An 18,578-nucleotide genomic window follows, 5' to 3' on the forward strand; every position below is an offset into this window, starting at 1 on the left:
AGATACATGAGGCCATCTACCAAATAGTAATCTTTATATTTATCCACAAATTCTTTGAATTTCATAAAAATAATTATCTTTATTTGAGCTGAATTGATAAGAATTCAAAACTACAAAATTTTGGAGGGATGTATTCTATCTATTTGGATAAATCTCATATTTAGCACCCTAATTTTATCTATTTCACATGACAAAGCGCTTCATCTTTTCTGTATTATTTTGCTTAATTGGTTTTATCAGTTTTTCACAAACGAATAAAGACCGTCAAAAAATTCTAGAAATCTTAGACAAACAAAATCAAGCTTGGAATCGAGGCGATGTAGTCGCATTTATGAAAGGTTACTGGGAGTCTGATTCTTTGATGTATATTGGTAAAAGCGGAGTAACGTATGGTTATCAAAAAACATTGGCTAGTTATCAGAAAAATTATCCTGACAAAGCCAGCATGGGTACTCTGAAGTTTACCATTATCAAAGTAAACTTTCTAGGACCCAACAATTGCTTGTTAGTAGGAAAATGGGCTTTGACTCGTCCAGAAAAGGGTGATATTAGCGGTCATTTTACCCTGACATGGCAAAAAACCAAAGGCGAATGGGTTATTATTGCCGATCATTCTTCATAAGGGATTTTTGTAAGAAGTAACAACATATTGGTTATGATTACAGTACTAGAGAACACTCAACCAATCACGTGTTATTACTAAAATCAAAATACTCGAAGTATATTTGTAGAAAATTAAGAAATGAAGTGACCAACAAATTGATAGCACTTTATTCAAAAAATCTTTTCATTCATGATTGCACTCAATACAGTACATCGTCATAAGTTTTCTTTTACACAAGATGACGTAATTTTATTTGCAAAAGTATCTGGAGACCATAACCCTCTTCACTTAGATGCTGAATTTGCGGCTACAACTCCATTCAAGCGCCCAATTATTCATGGGGCGCTAGCTTCGAGTATTTTCTCTAAAGTAATGGGTACGGAATTTCCTGGTTTTGGAAGTGTTTATTTAAAACAAGTTTCCGAATTCAAACGCCCAATGTTTGTTGATACAGATTATGAAGCGGTATTTACAGTAGTAAATATTGATGAGAAAAAGCATATAGCCGAAGTCAAATGTGAAATATTTGATGTTGCGACCAACAAGAAGACTACTGATGGTATGGCTACGATTATGAATGCTGAACAGTTTTAGTAAACCGAATAAAGCCCATCACCGATTTAGTCGATAATGGGCTTTATTAAAAGCAAAAGGCTAGCAATCAAAACTGCTAGCCTTTTTTATTTGCTTGAATTATTCACTTTGGTTTTTCTTGTTTTGGATTTCAGTACGAATCTCTTGAGCCAAAGTTTTTAATGCTTGCATGCCACCTCTCACACGAGTTCCAGCAGCTTGATTGCCTTTTTCATAGAACTTTTCGAAGTCACCCTCTAATGACAAAATCAAGTCTTTTACTTCTGAGAATCTGCTCATATTTGTAATTGGATTTAGGTTGGATAAATTGTTAAAAAAGCCTCATACGAAGTCTGTAGGCATTTTTTACGACCGAAATATAGTCAATTTCCAACATGATGCAAATTCTTTTATCAAAAAAAGCATGAAAAAAGCACAAAATCGTATTAAAATTATGCTAATACTGATTTAAACTGCTCAGCTTGTGCTTTATAGAAGCCTTCAGCTAATCTTTTCTGTACTACTTCAAACTGATTCATAGTGTATTCTACGTCCTCTAGCGTGTGTGCTGAAGTAGGAATAATACGCAACATAATCTGTCCTTTTGGTACTACAGGATATACTACAATCGAGCAGAAAATACCCATATTTTCACGTAAATCTCTAATCAAAGACGTTGCTGTAAGAACATCATATTCACCATGCAAAAACACTGGAGTTACTGGCGAAGTTGTATCACCAATATCAAAACCTCTTTTGCGGAAACCATCTTGTAGAGCACGTACGTTTTCCCATAATTTCTCACGCAACTCTGGATGTTTTTTAATCAACTCCAAACGCTTCATACCACCAATTACATACGGCATAGGAAGTGCTTTTGCGTAAGTTTGAGAACGCATATTATATTTCAAAAACATGATAATGTCTTTCGGAGCAGCAACGAAACCGCCGATAGCAGCCATTGATTTTGCAAATGTTGAGAAGTACAAATCAATACCTTCGATACAGTTCAAATGTTCGTGAACACCACGGCCATTTTCACCCATTGTACCAAATCCGTGAGCATCATCTACTAAGATTCTGAAGTTAAAATCGCTTTTCAATGCAACGATTTCGTCCAAAGAACCTACTTTTCCCGACATACCAAACACACCTTCTGTAATAACTAAGATACCACCGCCAGTTTCTGCAACCTTCTTAGTAGCACGCTCAAGGTTTTTACGCAATGAGCCCATATCGTTGTGATTGAACTTATAGTATGCACCCATTTTAGCTTTGTGCAAACGGATACCATCAATCAAACAAGCATGGCATTCTGCATCGTAAACAATAATGTCACGGTGGTCAACCATACATTCAATAATAGACATTACACCTTGATAGCCGTAATTCAACAAGAAAGCATCCTCTTTACCTACAAATTCAGCTAATTGACGCTCAAACTCCTCATGCAAATCAGAGTTACCTGACATCATACGAGCACCCATTGGATAAGCCAAACCATAGTCAGCAGAAGCTTGTGCGTCAGCCTCACGAACTTCAGGATGGTTAGCTAAACCAAGGTAGTTGTTCAATGACCAGTTAAGCATACGCTTGCCATTGAAGTTCATATAAGGGCCTAATTCGCCAGTCAATTTAGGGAATGAAAAATAGTGGTGGCCAATTTTGTGGTAAGAACCTAGCGGCCCCATGTTGTTTACGACTTTCTCAAAAATATCCACTTTATATCTGCGTTTTAGATTTATGAATAGTGTCAATTATTTTCAAAGCAACAAGTTTTTCTGCCTAATATATTAGCGGAATATGTGCAGTGAAAATCTTAAAATAATCTCAAAGTTAATTCTTTATTTTTTAACTGCCAAATATTGTATTAAACAAAGAATAACAAGACTTGATTTGGTTATTACTTGCAATATTTCAAGAACTTTTTTCGCTAAATACATATTTATCGATTCGTTTTATATCTTGTATCAAAATTGGGTAAAGGCAGCACTTTTTCAATTGTAAGATTTCAAGTTGAATCCATCTTTGAAAAATCCAAATGAGCCATGAGTCTAAATAGTAAACTTACCATTTGCGAAGACCAGAGCACTATCCTAGACTTTTTGGTTGATAATCAGGAGTTACCACAGGATTTTAGCCAAAATATGGTTAAAAGTGTTTTGAAAGATGGCGCTTTTTATCTGGCCATCTATAAAGCCTACGAAAAGGAGGATAGATTTACGCTTTATCGAATTGATGATTTTGCTTATCAGTTTGATGATTTGCTGTATTTGTGGCGTTTTTTTGATGAAAAATCATTAGAAAAACAACATGCTCAAGTCATGAAAAAAGCTAGAAATATTGTTCATGATATCATTTCAATGCTTGAAACATTAAAGTCCTTATTTGAACCTCCACAGAATATTTAGGTTGAAAAATAAGACTAAAATTCAAGCAACTTTAAATATAAAATACTGATAATTAAAAATTACATTCTCAACTTATCATTCTGCATTAATACATTAGTAACAACAAAACAAAATCGAAGAAACCAATCAATGAAAAAAATTCATAAGCTCCTCGTTGCCAACCGTGGCGAAATTGCTTTGCGTGTGATGCGTACTGCTCGTGAAATGGGTATCAAAACTGTTGCTATCTATTCGGAGGCCGATCGTTTGGCACCACATGTAAAATTTGCAGATGAAGCTGTTTGTGTAGGTCCTCCCCCATCCAATCAATCGTATTTATTAGGTGATAAAATCATTCAAATTTGTAAAGATTTGAACGTTGACGCTATTCACCCAGGTTATGGATTCTTGTCTGAAAATGCAGCCTTTTGTAAAAAAGTAACAGATGCAGGCATCATTTTTATTGGTCCGTCGCCTGAGAGTATTGAGGTGATGGGTGACAAACTTTCTTCGAAACACGCAGTTGCTAAATATAATATTCCCATGGTCCCAGGCACACCTGATGCCGTGACCGACCGTGAAGTTGCTAAGCAAAAATCGAAAGACATTGGTTATCCAGTCCTCATCAAGGCATCTGCTGGTGGTGGCGGTAAGGGTATGCGTGTGGTAGAAAATGAAGAAGAGTTTGACGAACAAATGGACCGTGCAGTTTCCGAAGCCATTGCATCTTTTGGAAATGGTGCTGTTTTCGTAGAAAAATATATCACTTCACCTAAGCATATCGAAATTCAAGTATTAGGCGATAAGCATGGCAATATTGTTCACCTTTTTGAAAGAGAATGTTCAGTGCAACGTCGTCACCAAAAAGTAGTAGAAGAAGCACCTTCGGCTGTATTAACACCCGAAATTCGTGCAGCAATGGGACAATGTGCCGTGGATGTAGCTCGCGCTTGTAATTACTATGGCGCAGGTACAGTAGAATTTATTGTAGACGAAAAGTTAGATTTTTATTTCTTAGAAATGAATACTCGTCTACAAGTAGAACACCCAGTGACAGAACAAATTACTGGAGTAGATTTAGTAAAAGAAATGATTCTGATTGCAGAAGGACATCCTATTTCGTTCAAACAAGAAGATCTAACAATTAATGGTCATGCCGTTGAATGTAGAGTTTGTGCAGAAGATCCTCGCAATAACTTTTTACCAGATGTGGGTACACTTACGACTTATGTACGACCACAAGGCAATGGCGTGCGTGTAGACGATGGTATGGAACAGGGAATGGCTATTCCTATCTATTATGACCCAATGATTGCTAAGTTGATTACCTATGGTAAAGACCGTAATGAAGCTATCGATAAAATGATTCGTGCAATTGATGAATATCAAATTACAGGAATTCAAACAACACTTCCATTTTGCAAATTTGTATTGCGTCATGAAGCGTTTCTTTCTGGTCAATTCGATACACGTTTTATCAGTCTTTATTATACTCCTGAGGTTTTGGATACTGCGCCAGATGCAGATGAAGAAGCTATCGCAGCAGCATTGGCAGCACACTTGATTCTTCATAAAAAAGCAACGCCAAGTCAAGAAAGTACTGGTGGTCAATTGGTTAAAAGTCAATGGAAATCTAACCGTACTGCTTTGAGATAGTGTTGATTGAGTGGATTTTGATTGAGTGATTGGCGATATTCTTTATTCGTGGAGATGCAATATTTTACGTCTAAATAAGAGTCATCCAGTATTGTAGTATCATTAAAAAAGCGGTCGAAAAGTAATTTTCGACCGCTTTTTTAATGATACTATCTTGAGTTTCACTTGGCTTAAGACACTAAACATTTCGTCTTAAGTTGAGCATACAAATTTTAACCCAATTACTCAATTAGATAGAAGTACTATTTCTTCACTACTTTCACTTCAATTCTTCTATTTTTTGCTTTACCTTCCTCTGTGGTATTTGATGCTACAGGAACAAATGGACCTTTACCGTCAAAGTCAATACGAATAGCGCTAATACCGTTGGTAACCAACATATTACGAATAGCAAACGCACGCTTACGCGACATTGTCTTATTCTGAAGAGTATCGCCAGTATTGTCTGTATGGCTAGTAATTTTTACTTGAACCTTTGGAAAAGCTGTCATGATTTTTGCTAAATCTTGAATATTCTTTTCTCCACCTGCTACCAAAGTTGCTGTATTACCTTCGAAAGCCACATTCTCTAATACAAACACTTGTGAAGGACGACTTGCAGTGTCTGCCACATATTTAGTAAAACGCTCCACAAATGATCCTGGTAGTGTTTCAATGGTTTGTCCATTAGGCAATGCAATACCAGTCAACTTAACTTCAGCAGCTGTGTTTGACGAGTCTAACTTTGATACAGCTGTATCTTTTGGCAAAGCTGTTGTATCGATTTCAGCACCTGTTACTTGCTCAACTTGCGTGCTATCTACTTCATCAGCACTACTAGAAAATGTTGATTGCCAATCATAATTTACCAAAAAATAAGCGGCTACTGCTACTACTAAAGCTATAATACTGGCAGGAAATACCCATTTTGGAAGTGGTTGGCGTTCTTCATCTTCAGACTCATAATTTTTGCTAGAGTAAGTAACAACCTTATCTTTATCATCAGAGATTTTTGGCGCTGTTGGAGCAGGCACACCCGGAGAACGTAAAGGAGCGCCAGATGCAAACTGTACAGGCTTTAACTCTTGACTCATGAATGTTGCCAAGCCTAGAACATCAATCATTTTTACTTGAAGACTTTCTGGCGTTTCACCTAATAAATAACTCTTCAATTCGAGAACCGTATTGGCTAGTGTACTTTTATCGGCATTCTGATTTGTAACTACTTTACCAAGTCTTCCAATCACCACTGGCATCACAAAAGCCAATAATGAAGTAGCTGAAGAATTACGAACACCTGCAAACTGAGAAATCAAGGTAGCAATAGAGCTTTTTTTATCAGGAAGCAACATGCTTACCAAGCTATGACCTTTTTCAACTACTTTGGCAAAACTTTCACGATCCTGAACAACACTTGAAATTTCAGAAAGAATGGCACCATCGTGACCTCCCTTTTGGATAACATTCATGAGTGTAGTAGCGCCAGCCTCATTTGTAGCTCTTTTCATAATACCTCCAATAATGGTTGGTACTAGCGCCTCTATCGCCAACTTTACTTTGTCTTCTTTTTCACCTACTAGCGAGGCAGCTTTTACACTGATGTCTCCCCCTAATAACTCTTTCAACTCTACAATTAAATTCATATCAAATGTTTTAAGATTATTCTATCGAGATTTTAGATAAGCAATAGGCACTGTTTGTATGATAAGGTACACAACAACTCCATTTTTTTGCTCAAAAATACAATCCTTCCTTGATATTTGGCGCATATTTTCCAATATCTTATCAAATCATTTTATCAACGCCCTTGTTGACTTGTTTAATGCAAAATAGATGTTAAAAAAGTGAAATTCTTCGAAAAAAATTTAATTACCAAAACATGAACCTTAACTTTGTGGCTCCATATAAAAAGGATAGCTCAAATTTTACCTCCAAAGGCTCTATCCTCAGACGCAATCACAAAAACAATGAAAAAAGTTTTATTTATCGACCGTGACGGTACTATCATTCAGGAGCCTCCTGTCGATTTTCAAGTTGATTCATTAGAAAAATTAGCTTTTTTACCTAAAGCCATCTCTAATCTTCGCAAAATTGCTGAGGAAACTGACTATGAACTGGTTATGGTAACCAATCAAGATGGTTTAGGCACAGACTCTTTCCCTGAGAATACGTTTTGGCCTGCTCACAACAAAATGATGGATACCTTGACAGGTGAGAATATCATTTTTGCAGACGTACATATCGACCGTACATTCGAACATGAAAATGCGCCTACTCGTAAGCCTTCAACAGGGATGTTGACTAAATATTTTGATAGCACACAATACGATTTGGCAAATTCTTACGTATTGGGAGACCGCTTGACTGACATTCAATTGGCTATCAATCTCGGAGCAAAAGCTATTTATTTAGGAGAAAAAGCCATTGAGCAACCAGAACATATTGACGCTACAGCTCTAGTTTCGGCTGATTGGGATATCATTTATGAGTTTTTACGTTTGCCCGAACGCAAAGCTTCGGTAGAAAGAATTACAAAAGAAACTCAAATTTGGGTTGAGCTAAACCTAGACGGTAAGGGAAAATCTCAAATCGAAACAGGTTTGGGCTTCTTTGACCACATGCTTGACCAGTTGGCAAAACACTCTGGCGCAGATTTAAAGGTAAAAGTTGTTGGTGATTTACATATCGATGAGCATCATACCGTCGAAGATACAGCTCTAGCGCTTGGAGAAGCCTATTTGAAAGCTTTAGGTGATAAAAAAGGTATTGCTCGCTATGGCTATTTCTTATTGCCAATGGACGAAGCCCTCGTACACGCTGCGATTGATTTCTCTGGACGTAACTGGATGGTTTGGGATGCAAAATATTCTCGTGAGAAAATTGGTGACGTTCCAACTGAAATGTTCTTCCATTTTTTTAAATCATTTACTGATACAGCCAAGTGTAATTTGAATATCAAAGCAGAAGCTGACAACGAGCATCACAAAATCGAAGCGACTTTCAAAGCCTTTGCAAAAGCTATCAAAATGGCAACAAAAAGAGAAATCAAGGATTTGGACATTCTTCCATCTACCAAAGGAGTTTTATAGTTAAACACGAAAATATAAGTTCAGATAACTTTCTTTTTATTGACTTAACAAAAAACTACCCAAAGTTTAGCAGTTAATATATGAATCTTTCAGTTTTGAATTTTATCTTTGTGGTATCAAAACTGACTGTTCATTTTCATAAATCTAAAATATAAATACCATGGGTGTTTCAGGAGCTTTATTCTTTATCGTTCTTTTTGTGCTAGCAGCAGTTGTAGGTTCGAGATTACAAAAAATCTATAACGAAAGAGGCAAATAAGATGTCAAGTATAAAAAAAGAGGACTAAAACAGTTCTCTTTTTTTGTTTAGTTACGCTTCTAAATTACACAGTTTCTACTCTATACGTCGCTCGTCCCCCAATAGTACTTTTGAGCTTGTCTCCAGCTCATTTATTCACTCAAAAATACCCAATTTGTAATTACTTAAATATCAGTAGTTTAATTACTAAAAAATCAATAATCATTTCTGGTTAGTATTTCCCTATTTGAATAGCAAATTTCAATACTACTGCGTTCGTGTAATTCAGGGTTTTCAATGACTAATTTGGCATAATTACTGCTCGTATTTACGCATTAACTTCTTTAAATTCAAGACAATACGGTTATTTTTCCTATTTAAAACTATGCTGATTATTAAACTCAAATATTTATTTCGACAACCGTCTTCATACTATCTCTCCCTCCTCAATAAAGTCATTTAAACCGCATTATAGCACTTACTACGCCTAGCTGTAAATGTCCCATGTTTAAAGCGCCGTCAAGCAAATGATTTTTCACAATTTAAAACCAAGTAGCCATGAAACAACGTGTTTTCTTCTTATCCGCTCTCGCACTTTTCTTGCTTTCTAAAATCGAAGTCGTTGGCCAAACAGACTCGCATACCATAGGCATTACGATTCCAGCAGTTACAATGCTAAGAATTGCACCGACTGCCAGCAAAAACATAACTATGAATTTTACTTCGCCAAGTACCGCTGGAGATCCCATTGTAGCCCCTAGCAACAATACCTCTCTGTATTTGCAGTATAGTTCGATTATGACTGCTCCTGCTACGGGTCGTAAAATTTCAGTACAAGCTTCTGCTACGGTAGCAGGTTTGACGATTGCGGTAACCGCAGCAACCCCTAGTGCAACCAATTTGCAAGGTGCTGGTGGTACAGGCAGTACAATCTCTTCGTTGGGTACTACTGCTGCCGACATTATTACAGGTATTACAAGTTGTGCAACAGGAACAGGTACTACTGATGGTAGTAATTTAACTTATAGTATTGCTACGACTAGTGCTTCGGCGTACCAAAACCTTCGTTCTGGAACGTCAAGTATTACCGTAACATATACTTTAGCTGACAACTAAAAGTATCTAAACTCTTTGACATTCAATGACCGTATCTTAAAGAAAAGAAGCTTGTTTGGTCATAGCTTATACTTTAAGATACGGTTGATTTTCCGTACCCATATTAATTTATTTTGCTTATGAATCAACTCATTAAGTGGGCTTTGTGCTGGGCGATTATTTTCTCTTCCTTAACTGGATTTTCAAATATTTTAATTTTGAACGGACTCACCCATGAACACGCCATTTTGGGAGAATCTGCTCAAGTAAATGGAGTCATAAAACTAAAAAATGATGCTGAGACTGCCGTCAAAGTCCTATTTTATAAACAAGAGTATTTACTTGCCTGTGGTCAAGAATCCAATTTTGCGAGTACGCCAACACACTCGTATTCGTTAGGGCGTTATCTCACAACTCCGTTATCAGAAAAAATATTAGCGCCCAAAGAAGAATTTGATTTGCCTTATTCTATAGCATTGCCACAAAGCTCTGCTAATGGAAGCTATTGGTCTGTTATCATGGTTGAGGCTGCTGACCCCATTACAAGTAGCGATCCTTCAGGGGTAAGTATCAACTCAAAAGTACGATATGCCATTCAGGTAATTGCCAATAAAGGTGCTTTTGAAAGTCCAAAGCTTTCGTTTTTAGATGTTCGCTATAATACTAAAAACCAGCAGGTTTCAAATAGTCAAGTAGTAGTTTCGCTCAAAAATGAGGGACGTTTTTCGGCCAAAACCAAGGTGTCATTGGAGATTTATAATGACAAAGGTGAAAAGATAAAAGTGTTTGAAAGTTTGTCAAGAAGAATTTATCAAGACAAGTGTAATACCTTCGAAGTGGACATTGTAGGACTGCCCAAAGGTAAATACGAGGGAATTTTAATTGCAGATAACGGCACAGATTTATTTGCCTCCAATCTTGAATTATCTATTGAGTAAAGTAGCCTAGGTTGATCAATGTGTTCCCACAAGTACATATTATCCCAAAAAATCTTTATTCTATTTCTAGTAGTAGAGATATTCGGTGCTTTAAACAAAGTGCATGGACAAATATTGCCCAAAATTCAACATTTAAAATATCCCTCAGATATTTCCCCAGGCGAACACTTCACGGTTTTTTGTGATGTCAAGCATCCTGTAAAACAAGGTATTGTACCCGTTCAGTTAGTTTCGCCTCCCAATTGGGCAACGATTTTGACCAAGCAAATTCCCATCAATGATAGTACAAGTAGGTTTGTTCAAACGATGGTATGTCCCAATAAAGTAGCGATTCGGCCTTATTATTTTGTATTTCAGTATCAAGCAAAATCCATTGCGAATTTTCCCATTACTATTAGAAAGGTTCACCAACTAACTATTACTCCCATGAATCTCCCTGATTTTGCCAAAGAAGGGGATACATTGAATATCTCCTTCTCTATTCAAAATGCAGGCAATATTCTCGAAAAAGCTACAATTAGTCTAAATCAAGGCAAAATATTTAGTCAAAAAGATACACTTGATATGCCAATTGGAGCGAATGAAAGTTTCACCATTTTTACAAGGCATATTATCCCAAGCACTAATCAAGGCAATTGGAACTATAATCCGATTCTGACGCTCAAAACGAAAGATACCTCCATGATTAGCGTTGTATCCATTCCTGTATACGGCACAACTCGCAAAGAAGATAATTCATGGCTCAGATTTCCCTTAGAGATTGGAGGCGTCTATATTGGAACCAAACAAGGAGATTTATCAACTTCCGCTTACCAATTTGATGTGAAGGGTAAGGGATTTTTAGATTTTTCTAGTAAGCATTATATCGATTTTACGGCACATGGACCTAATCAATTTCAAATCCCGATGATTGGTTCGTATGAGATATATTCGATGAAATATGATTTCAGAAAAGCGCTTTCTGTGCAATTAGGCGACTATAATTTAAGACTTTCTAACTTACTAGAATTTGGTCGGTTTAGCAGAGGAGCAAAAATAGATTGGCGAAATGAAGTAATAGGAACGAGTTTTTACTATGCAAAACCTCGTTTCGAGTCTGACCTCAACTATCAATTAGGAGGTAATATTTCGTGGTTTTATTCAAAAAATAATTTTCTTACCGTTGGCTATCAACGGAAAGGCGTTTTGCTCAAAAATCAATCATTTGATGCTAATATCTTAAATTTATTTTCAAGTATTACTACTGCAAAAGTTCATTGGGAAACCGAATTGGCACAAAGTATTTCTCTGAATGGAACAGATTATGCCATTCAGAACAATTTTAATTGGTATAATAAATGGATAGCGATTTCGAGTAATTTGATTTATGCAGGCAAAAATTTTTACGGATTTTATAAAAGTGGCTGGCAGACTTTCAATTCCATTAATTTTACCATCAACAACCATCTTTCCTTCGGAATAAGCCATAACCTTACGAGAATAAATCCTTCGTTTGACCTATTGGTATATAATTCTTCGCCCTATATTAAAAGTCTCATTGGGCAGTTGAATTACCGATTCAACTACCGAAGTATGTTGCGACTTAGCTATAATATTCTTGAAAGAGAAGACCGATTAGAGCCTATGTCATTTTATTATAGAGAATCATTTGGAGGGTTAGGTTATGATTATAACGGAGAAAAATTTGCGCTTTCCTACAATGGGAGATGGGGTAATGCCGAAAATCTATTAATTCCTAATGATGAAAATATCATCAAAATGTCTTTTTCCAATGCCATTAATCCTCAAATTAGACTGATTCCTGCGCTCTGGCTTGGAGGAATTTTTGAGCATCTTTATACCAGTAAATATTCGGCTACCAATAGCAATACCAATTACTATTTTTATGGAGGTTCGTTCAGGCTTAATATTCGTCCATGGCTCAGCGCAATGGCAACATATCGTAACAACTTTACGCCTGAAGCACTTGTCCAAACACAAAGCTATTTAACTGGAAATCTCAATCTAGATTTTAAACATCATGCTGTGAGTCTGATGGTTGGACAGTCTTTTATTCCACAGGCAATCAATCTTGGAAATATCAATAGAGATGCTATTTATTTTTCTTTGAAATATACCTTGAAATTGAATTTGCCATTAGCAAAAGACAAACGTCAAGGTACAGTAATAGGTCAATTGAATAGCTCAGACAATACACTTTCGGTAGGGAATGTGATGGTTTCTTTAGGTGAAAAAAAGGTATTGACCGATGCCAGTGGCAAGTTTACTTTTAATAAAATTATTCCTGATAAATACATTTTCAGAGTAGAACCCAATCCCAACTATTATAATGTTTCGATTACACCTCGCGGACCAATAGAAGTTCAGGTCAAAAACGATAGTGTTCATACTTTGCGAATAACCATTGCCAGAACAGGACTCATCAACGGGATTGTTCAATTGGTAGACCAAAATGGAAACCGAAAAATCGATAGCACTTTGGTATTTCCTACTATCTTTATCAAAATACAAAATGACCAAGGCGCTATTACCACCAAAGTAAACGCACTTGGCGAATTTAGCTTTAGTGATGTTGTCCCTGGTTCTTGGAATTTATCGGCATGGCTTGTCAACAATCAAAATACATTTCAATTAATAGATGCCAATCAGAATGTCCAAGTAAATCCAAGCAAAACTGTTGATATCGCCATTGGCTTACAGTCACTCCAACGCAAATTGGTGTATGGTAGTAAAAGTTTTCAGGTAAGATTACAAAATAAAAATCCCTGAATAGTAGCTTATGGTATCCAAATATTGAACCTTAATATTGGTCAAAACGAAAAGCCTACATGATGAAATTGCTGTTATTTGCTAAAATATTGATTTTACTATTCCTAGGTGTACAAATTAATGCCCAATCTACTGTATCTATAGGCATTACGTTGAACTCTGTGGCATTGCTAAAATTAAGTCCTAATAGCAACTCTATTACCTTTAGTTTTTCAGCACCTTCTACCGCAGGTGGAGCTATTAGCACTTTGACAAATACGACCAAATGGCTCAACTTCAGTTCGGCTGTTGCGCCTAGTGCCTCTAGAAGAATCACAGCACAAATTTCGGGGGGCACAGTCCCAAGTGGCTTACAACTTACTGTACTGGCAGGAACTGCTGTAACAAGTACAGGAACAGTTGGTTCGTCATCAGGCATAGTTACCTTATCAACATCTAGCAATACAATTATTAACAATATTGGCGGCGCTTACACAGGAAGTGGTTCAAACACAGGATATAACCTCACCTACTCTTTAATTGTAAGTAGTTATCAACTATTACGCTCAGGAACAAGCTCATTTTCAGTAACCTATACGATGGTCGATAATTAAAGAAAAAGTTTCAGTATATGCTCAAAAATCTGTCATATTATCTCCTCTTTGCGCTTTTCTTTTTTGTTTTTCAACAAAAAGGCATTACACAAAGCATTGCCATTCAATCAGGAGGAACCTCTTGGTCTGTTACTGTACCTGCCAGTAATATTACCACTGCTGGACTTGACTACAGCATCAATATGACCAGCGCAACCAACCAATCCTTAATGAATATCAGTACTCTTTTGACTTATGAAGTTCGAGCCAAGAAACAAGATACACTTTGGGATGGTAGATTAGAGTTGTATGTACGAAAAACAGGAGATGGAACTCCCGTGCTTCTTGCCACCATAAGCCCTTCGGGAGTTGGCAGCTATAATTTACTCGGAAGCTCCGACGTAACTCTTTTCTCAGGATTGTTGAGTAGAACAGGGGTTCCGCTTCAGTATGAAATCAGGGGAATTTCAGTTGTAGTACCTGTTCGAACTTATTCGACTACCGTTGTTTATACTTTTGTAGGGTTATTATAATATACCTTCATCAGCAAAACTGAGATACGTTTTATCGGTAAAAATCAAATGGTCCAAGACAGGCATATCCAAAAATTTTCCAGCTTCCACCATTTTCTTTGTCAAATCTTTATCAGCTTGACTCGGCGCAGTATTTCCTGAGGGGTGATTGTGAGAAAGAATCATAGCACTAGCCAGATTCTCTAAAGCAAGTTTAAAAATCAATTTTGGATCAGCAACCGTCCCTGCCACTCCACCCGAACTAATACACTGACAACGAATCACTTGATTGGCTCGATTAAGCAAAATCACCCAAAACTCTTCGTGCGATAAATCTAGCATATAAGGCTTCAGTACTTGATAGGCATCGTTCGAAGAGGTAATTCTTGGTCGTTTGGGAATTTCAGCTTCTTTTCGTCTACGCCCTAATTCCAAAGCACTTACAATAGTAATTGCCTTTGCTTCGCCGATTCCTTTAAATTTGGCGAGTTCTTTGACTGTGAGTCGAGCTAATTGATTCAAATCACCACTCACACCTTGTAATATCAGTTTGGCAATGTCAACGGCTGTTAGTTTTTGAATACCCGAACCAATTAGGATACCCAATAATTCAGCATCCGAAAGGGCTGCTTTTCCTTTGAGAAGTAGTTTTTCACGCGGGCGATCTTCCTCTGCCCACTCTTTGATATTGAGGTGTTCACTAGAATACGATGACATAGGTGGATATATTTACTATAGTTTTTTAGGTAAATATGTAGAAAAGTATTGTAATCAATCGTATTTTTCTGAAAATTTTAGTATTTAAACGATTCCTTCAAAAGGAATTAAGTTAGTGGGCAAAATTAAAATAATTTTACCCGCATTAAGCGTTAGGCTTTATGCTGTAGGCTAAAAGTTAAATAGTATTTCTCATGAAGTAATAGAAACTTTTTTGCCTAATGCCTACGGCTTACAGCCTAAAGCGTATTAATGCAATTTTATTTTGCATTAATACTTAAGCTAAAAGTTAAAAATGTTTTTAATGAAATCATAAATACATTTTGCCTACTGCTTGTAGCCCCAAGCGTATTAATCATACAAAAAGGGTCTCATTCGAAAATGAGACCCTTTCTAGACTTAGTATTTTGAAGCTGATTAAGCTGCTACTTTACTCACCAACTTAGCTAACTTTGATTTCAAGTTAGAAGCTTTATTTTTGTGAATAATGTTCTTCTTAGCCAATTTGTCTAAAGCTGAAGAAACTTTCTTATAGAGTTCAGAAGCTACTGCTTTATCGTTAGTTTCACGTAAACGTTTTACCATTGTACGAGTAGTCTTGTGTTGGTAACGGTTACGCAATCTTTTAGCTTCGTTCGCTCTAATTCTTTTTAACGCTGATTTGTGATTTGCCATTTTTATTTCCCGAATAATATTGGTTTTCTAAATTGAAGTGCAAAGGTACAGAAAAAGTTAGACTTCCACAACCTAATTGTAGTATTTTCTTTTCAGATTTACCAATAATATACTCAATATTAATTGAAAAATTGATTTTTGCGGTGCAAATGTCGTTGAAATAAATTGTATTTCCAAGATTAGCCGTGTAACTTTAATCAGTTTATTCATCTTATTTCAATAGTTCTCACATGAAACCTACCCTATTCGTACGAAGTTTTTTACTTCTTATGCTTTATAGCTACTCTTTCCCTGCTAATTCAGACCAATTTGCTCGTTGGGGATTTTTTGGGCATCAATTTATTAATCGACTTGCGGTTTTTACACTCCCTCCAGAAATGATTATTTTTTATAAAAAACATCTTGGGTATATTGTCGAACATGCTGTAGACCCCGACAAACGACGCTATGCGATTCCTGATGAAGCACCAAGGCATTTTATCGACTTAGATTATTATGGCGACAGTGCGTTTTTTCATTTGCAAAAACCTTGGGAGCAGGTGGTGGAAAAATACTCGGAGGATACCCTCAAAAAGCATGGTATTGTACCTTGGCATATTCAGTTTATGAAATATCGACTCACTAAAGCATTTGAATCCAAAAATTTACCCCTTATCCTAAAATGTTCGGCGGAAATTGGACATTATATTGGCGATTCTAATGTTCCTCTGCATACTACCTCCAATTATAATGGGCAAAAAACACAACAAGTTGGGATTCATGGGCTATGGGAGTCCAGACTTCCTGAGCTTTTTGCGAAGGATTATGATTTCTTTGTAGGAAAAGCCGAATATGTAAAATCTCCACAAAAACGTATTTGGGCACATATTAGGGCTGCCAATGCTTGTTTAGACTCAGTTTTTAGATTTGAAAAAGCACTACAAACTCACATTTCATCTAACAAGCAATTTAGTGTAGACGAACGAAATGCGATAAATACAAGAACCTATTCACGACTCTACAGTCAAACTTACCACAATCTTCTTAATCACCAAGTGGAGCGACAAATGCAGGCAACAGTGAAAATGATTGGAGATTTTTGGTACACTTGTTGGGTAGATGCAGGACAACCAGATTTAAACAACTTGTCTCAACAAAATTTAAGCGATTCATTACAAATGGCAGACAAAAAAGAAGCAAGTTCATGGCTCAAACGACTTTTCTCGGCGAGAGAGGAAAATGAATAGCGGATGTAAATTAGTGGATTTTACCAGCGATAGGCAGCAAGCTATATAGTAAGCTAAGGGGCTAAATGTGTTTCTCATAAAATGGTGAATCTATTTTATCAGAAACACCTACCCTTTAATGTTCAAAGCCTAATAACGAAAATTATGCAAATCGATAACTTGCGCTATAATTTTGCTTCAATTCAGACAATTTATCTTCTACCTTTGTATTATGAAAAATCAATTTAGAAGAAATAGCGATTTTCGTAGAAAAAATCAGCCTAATCATAAGACTAATAAACCTGCTGTAAAGTCAGATTTAAGTCATCTTAGCTTAGACAAACCTGCTGTTGTATTAAATGCAGGTAAAGAATTACCTGTAAAGCGTTTTCACCCTTGGGTATTTTCTGGGGCAATTTCTCAGATTTTAGGTGAACCAACAGACGGACAAGTGGTAGATGTACTAGATTTTGAAGGTAGCTTTTTGGCTACAGGTCATTATCACGAAGGTAGTATTGCTGTAAAAATATTCTCATTTGAACAAACAGAAGCTGACGAAGAATTTTGGTTTAACAAAATGGCGAAGGCTTTTGAAGTACGTAAATTAATCGACTTTGAACAAACCAATTGTTTCCGTTTGATTCATGGCGAAGGCGACGGCTGCCCAGGGTTGATCGTTGATATTTATAATGGCGTAGCAGTTTTACAAGCTCATAGCATTGGAATGCACCTTGAGCGTCATAAATTGGCAAATGCCATCAAAAGAGCATTGGGCGATAACTTAGTGGCTATTTATGATAAAAGCGTAGAGACTTTGCCTCCTCAATATGCTGCAAATCAAAAAAATGGATATTTAATCGGAACAAGTTCAGTACCTCATCCAGCTAAAGAAAATGGTCATACGTTTTTGATTAACTGGGAAACTGGGCAAAAAACTGGTTTCTTCCTTGATCAGCGTGATAACCGAGCTTTATTGGCTCGTTATGCGAAAGATCGCAAAGTGTTAAACTCGTTCTGTTATTCTGGTGGCTTTTCAATTTATGCACTCAACGAAGGAGCAACTTTGGTTCACTCGGTGGACGTTTCACAAAAAGCCATTGACTTGGTAAATCAGAACGTAGAAGCAAACTTTGGAGACAAAAACGCCAATAATCATGAGGCGTATGCTGAAGATGTCATGAAATATCTGAAAGCAAACGACCAATTTTATGACTTGATTGTTCTTGACCCTCCTGCGTATGCGAAAAGTATGGACGCGCGTCACCGTGCAGTGCAAGGTTATAAGCGTTTGAATATGGAAGGTTTTAAGCGTTTGGGCAAAGGTGGCATTTTGTTTACGTTCTCATGCTCACAAGTAGTAGATAGAGAATTGTTTTACAATACAGTTGTATCAGCAGCGTTAGAGGCTGGGCGACAAGTGAGAGTATTACACCATTTGACGCAACCATCAGACCACCCTGTTAATTTTTTCCATCCAGAAGGAAGTTATCTAAAAGGTTTGGTTCTTTATGTTGAGTAAATAAAACCAAAAGGATATATAAAAAGGGCTGACTCAGTGTTGAGTCA

17 protein-coding genes are annotated in these 18,578 nt (G+C 36.7%); 12 read left to right on the top strand and 5 right to left on the bottom strand.

Going from position 1 to position 18,578, the window contains the following annotated elements:
* The first annotated feature begins 187 nt into the window (after nucleotides 1–187).
* Both GVN22_RS00705 and GVN22_RS00710 read left to right on the top strand, forming a co-directional pair.
* Nucleotides 188–622, top strand: a complete 435-nt coding sequence (locus tag GVN22_RS00705; RefSeq protein ID WP_166549150.1) for a DUF4440 domain-containing protein — start codon at nucleotides 188–190, stop codon at nucleotides 620–622.
* Nucleotides 623–793: 171 nt separating this feature from the next.
* A complete protein-coding gene (locus GVN22_RS00710; protein WP_095163336.1) occupies nucleotides 794–1,198 on the top strand; it encodes a MaoC family dehydratase in 405 nt (134 codons plus the stop codon).
* A gap of 99 nt (nucleotides 1,199–1,297) precedes the next feature.
* On the opposite strand, the gene GVN22_RS00715 is transcribed toward GVN22_RS00710, so the two are convergent.
* Entirely contained in the window at nucleotides 1,298–1,477 is a 180-nt protein-coding gene (locus GVN22_RS00715) for a histone H1 (protein WP_095162445.1), read from the bottom strand.
* A 152-nt stretch (nucleotides 1,478–1,629) separates the two neighbouring features.
* Nucleotides 1,630–2,868 carry a pyridoxal phosphate-dependent aminotransferase family protein gene (locus GVN22_RS00720; protein WP_205690748.1) on the bottom strand — a complete coding sequence of 413 codons (1,239 nt, stop codon included), beginning with the start codon at nucleotides 2,866–2,868 and terminating at the stop codon, nucleotides 1,630–1,632.
* A 357-nt stretch (nucleotides 2,869–3,225) separates the two neighbouring features.
* Between GVN22_RS00720 and GVN22_RS00725 the strand changes: the two genes are divergently transcribed.
* Both GVN22_RS00725 and accC read left to right on the top strand, forming a co-directional pair.
* The gene (locus GVN22_RS00725) at nucleotides 3,226–3,588 is read left to right on the top strand and encodes a hypothetical protein (RefSeq protein ID WP_166549152.1); all 363 of its coding nucleotides are present in this window, start codon (nucleotides 3,226–3,228) and stop codon (nucleotides 3,586–3,588) included.
* Nucleotides 3,589–3,717: 129 nt separating this feature from the next.
* Complete coding sequence (accC, locus tag GVN22_RS00730) at nucleotides 3,718–5,223, top strand: acetyl-CoA carboxylase biotin carboxylase subunit (protein WP_166549153.1); 1,506 nt, start codon at nucleotides 3,718–3,720, stop codon at nucleotides 5,221–5,223.
* Nucleotides 5,224–5,465: 242 nt separating this feature from the next.
* Here accC and GVN22_RS00735 read toward each other — a convergent pair whose 3' ends face one another.
* Entirely contained in the window at nucleotides 5,466–6,845 is a 1,380-nt protein-coding gene (locus GVN22_RS00735) for a DUF937 domain-containing protein (protein ID WP_166549154.1), read from the bottom strand.
* 324 nt (nucleotides 6,846–7,169) lie between these two features.
* Here GVN22_RS00735 and hisB point away from each other — a divergent pair, with 324 nt between their 5' ends.
* From hisB to GVN22_RS00765, 6 genes are all read left to right on the top strand, one after another.
* Nucleotides 7,170–8,291, top strand: coding sequence for a bifunctional histidinol-phosphatase/imidazoleglycerol-phosphate dehydratase HisB (gene hisB / locus GVN22_RS00740; protein WP_166549155.1), 1,122 nt, complete (start codon nucleotides 7,170–7,172; stop codon nucleotides 8,289–8,291).
* Nucleotides 8,292–9,087: 796 nt separating this feature from the next.
* Nucleotides 9,088–9,645, top strand: a complete 558-nt coding sequence (locus tag GVN22_RS00745) for a hypothetical protein (RefSeq protein WP_166549156.1) — start codon at nucleotides 9,088–9,090, stop codon at nucleotides 9,643–9,645.
* 119 nt (nucleotides 9,646–9,764) lie between these two features.
* Nucleotides 9,765–10,562, top strand: coding sequence for a hypothetical protein (locus tag GVN22_RS00750; protein ID WP_166549157.1), 798 nt, complete (start codon nucleotides 9,765–9,767; stop codon nucleotides 10,560–10,562).
* Nucleotides 10,563–10,676: 114 nt separating this feature from the next.
* Complete coding sequence (locus GVN22_RS00755; RefSeq protein WP_166549158.1) at nucleotides 10,677–13,331, top strand: hypothetical protein; 2,655 nt, start codon at nucleotides 10,677–10,679, stop codon at nucleotides 13,329–13,331.
* 59 nt (nucleotides 13,332–13,390) lie between these two features.
* Nucleotides 13,391–13,924: a hypothetical protein gene (locus GVN22_RS00760; RefSeq protein ID WP_166549159.1), complete on the top strand. Its 534-nt coding sequence runs from the start codon at nucleotides 13,391–13,393 to the stop codon at nucleotides 13,922–13,924.
* Between the two features lie 17 nt (nucleotides 13,925–13,941).
* Nucleotides 13,942–14,436: a hypothetical protein gene (locus GVN22_RS00765; RefSeq protein ID WP_166549160.1), complete on the top strand. Its 495-nt coding sequence runs from the start codon at nucleotides 13,942–13,944 to the stop codon at nucleotides 14,434–14,436.
* Here the strand turns inward: GVN22_RS00765 and radC are convergent.
* Both radC and rpsT read right to left on the bottom strand, forming a co-directional pair.
* Nucleotides 14,431–15,132 (bottom strand): DNA repair protein RadC, encoded by a 702-nt coding sequence (gene radC, locus GVN22_RS00770; protein WP_166549161.1) that lies wholly within the window; start codon nucleotides 15,130–15,132, stop codon nucleotides 14,431–14,433. The two genes, GVN22_RS00765 and radC, sit on opposite strands and share 6 nt — an antisense overlap.
* Nucleotides 15,133–15,549: 417 nt before the next feature.
* Entirely contained in the window at nucleotides 15,550–15,807 is a 258-nt protein-coding gene (rpsT, locus tag GVN22_RS00775) for a 30S ribosomal protein S20 (protein WP_095162422.1), read from the bottom strand.
* Between the two features lie 230 nt (nucleotides 15,808–16,037).
* Between rpsT and GVN22_RS00780 the strand changes: the two genes are divergently transcribed.
* Nucleotides 16,038–17,033: a zinc dependent phospholipase C family protein gene (locus GVN22_RS00780; RefSeq protein ID WP_166549162.1), complete on the top strand. Its 996-nt coding sequence runs from the start codon at nucleotides 16,038–16,040 to the stop codon at nucleotides 17,031–17,033.
* 211 nt (nucleotides 17,034–17,244) lie between these two features.
* Nucleotides 17,245–18,531, top strand: coding sequence for a class I SAM-dependent rRNA methyltransferase (locus GVN22_RS00785; protein WP_166549163.1), 1,287 nt, complete (start codon nucleotides 17,245–17,247; stop codon nucleotides 18,529–18,531).
* Nucleotides 18,532–18,578: the final 47 nt, after the last annotated feature.

The organism is Cellulophaga sp. BC115SP, from assembly GCF_009905545.1.
GTDB classification, from domain to species: domain Bacteria; phylum Bacteroidota; class Bacteroidia; order Cytophagales; family Spirosomataceae; genus Flectobacillus; species Flectobacillus rivi.

Coding starts and splice junctions, on each gene's coding strand:
- GVN22_RS00705 (WP_166549150.1), top strand. CDS start 188: ATGACAAAGCGCTTCATCTTTTCTGTATTATTTTGCTTAATTGGTTTT.
- GVN22_RS00710 (WP_095163336.1), top strand. CDS start 794: ATGATTGCACTCAATACAGTACATCGTCATAAGTTTTCTTTTACACAA.
- GVN22_RS00715 (WP_095162445.1), bottom strand. CDS start 1,477: ATGAGCAGATTCTCAGAAGTAAAAGACTTGATTTTGTCATTAGAGGGT.
- GVN22_RS00720 (WP_205690748.1), bottom strand. CDS start 2,868: ATGGGGCCGCTAGGTTCTTACCACAAAATTGGCCACCACTATTTTTCA.
- GVN22_RS00725 (WP_166549152.1), top strand. CDS start 3,226: ATGAGTCTAAATAGTAAACTTACCATTTGCGAAGACCAGAGCACTATC.
- accC (WP_166549153.1), top strand. CDS start 3,718: ATGAAAAAAATTCATAAGCTCCTCGTTGCCAACCGTGGCGAAATTGCT.
- GVN22_RS00735 (WP_166549154.1), bottom strand. CDS start 6,845: ATGAATTTAATTGTAGAGTTGAAAGAGTTATTAGGGGGAGACATCAGT.
- hisB (WP_166549155.1), top strand. CDS start 7,170: ATGAAAAAAGTTTTATTTATCGACCGTGACGGTACTATCATTCAGGAG.
- GVN22_RS00745 (WP_166549156.1), top strand. CDS start 9,088: ATGAAACAACGTGTTTTCTTCTTATCCGCTCTCGCACTTTTCTTGCTT.
- GVN22_RS00750 (WP_166549157.1), top strand. CDS start 9,765: ATGAATCAACTCATTAAGTGGGCTTTGTGCTGGGCGATTATTTTCTCT.
- GVN22_RS00760 (WP_166549159.1), top strand. CDS start 13,391: ATGATGAAATTGCTGTTATTTGCTAAAATATTGATTTTACTATTCCTA.
- GVN22_RS00765 (WP_166549160.1), top strand. CDS start 13,942: ATGCTCAAAAATCTGTCATATTATCTCCTCTTTGCGCTTTTCTTTTTT.
- radC (WP_166549161.1), bottom strand. CDS start 15,132: ATGTCATCGTATTCTAGTGAACACCTCAATATCAAAGAGTGGGCAGAG.
- rpsT (WP_095162422.1), bottom strand. CDS start 15,807: ATGGCAAATCACAAATCAGCGTTAAAAAGAATTAGAGCGAACGAAGCT.
- GVN22_RS00780 (WP_166549162.1), top strand. CDS start 16,038: ATGAAACCTACCCTATTCGTACGAAGTTTTTTACTTCTTATGCTTTAT.
- GVN22_RS00785 (WP_166549163.1), top strand. CDS start 17,245: ATGAAAAATCAATTTAGAAGAAATAGCGATTTTCGTAGAAAAAATCAG.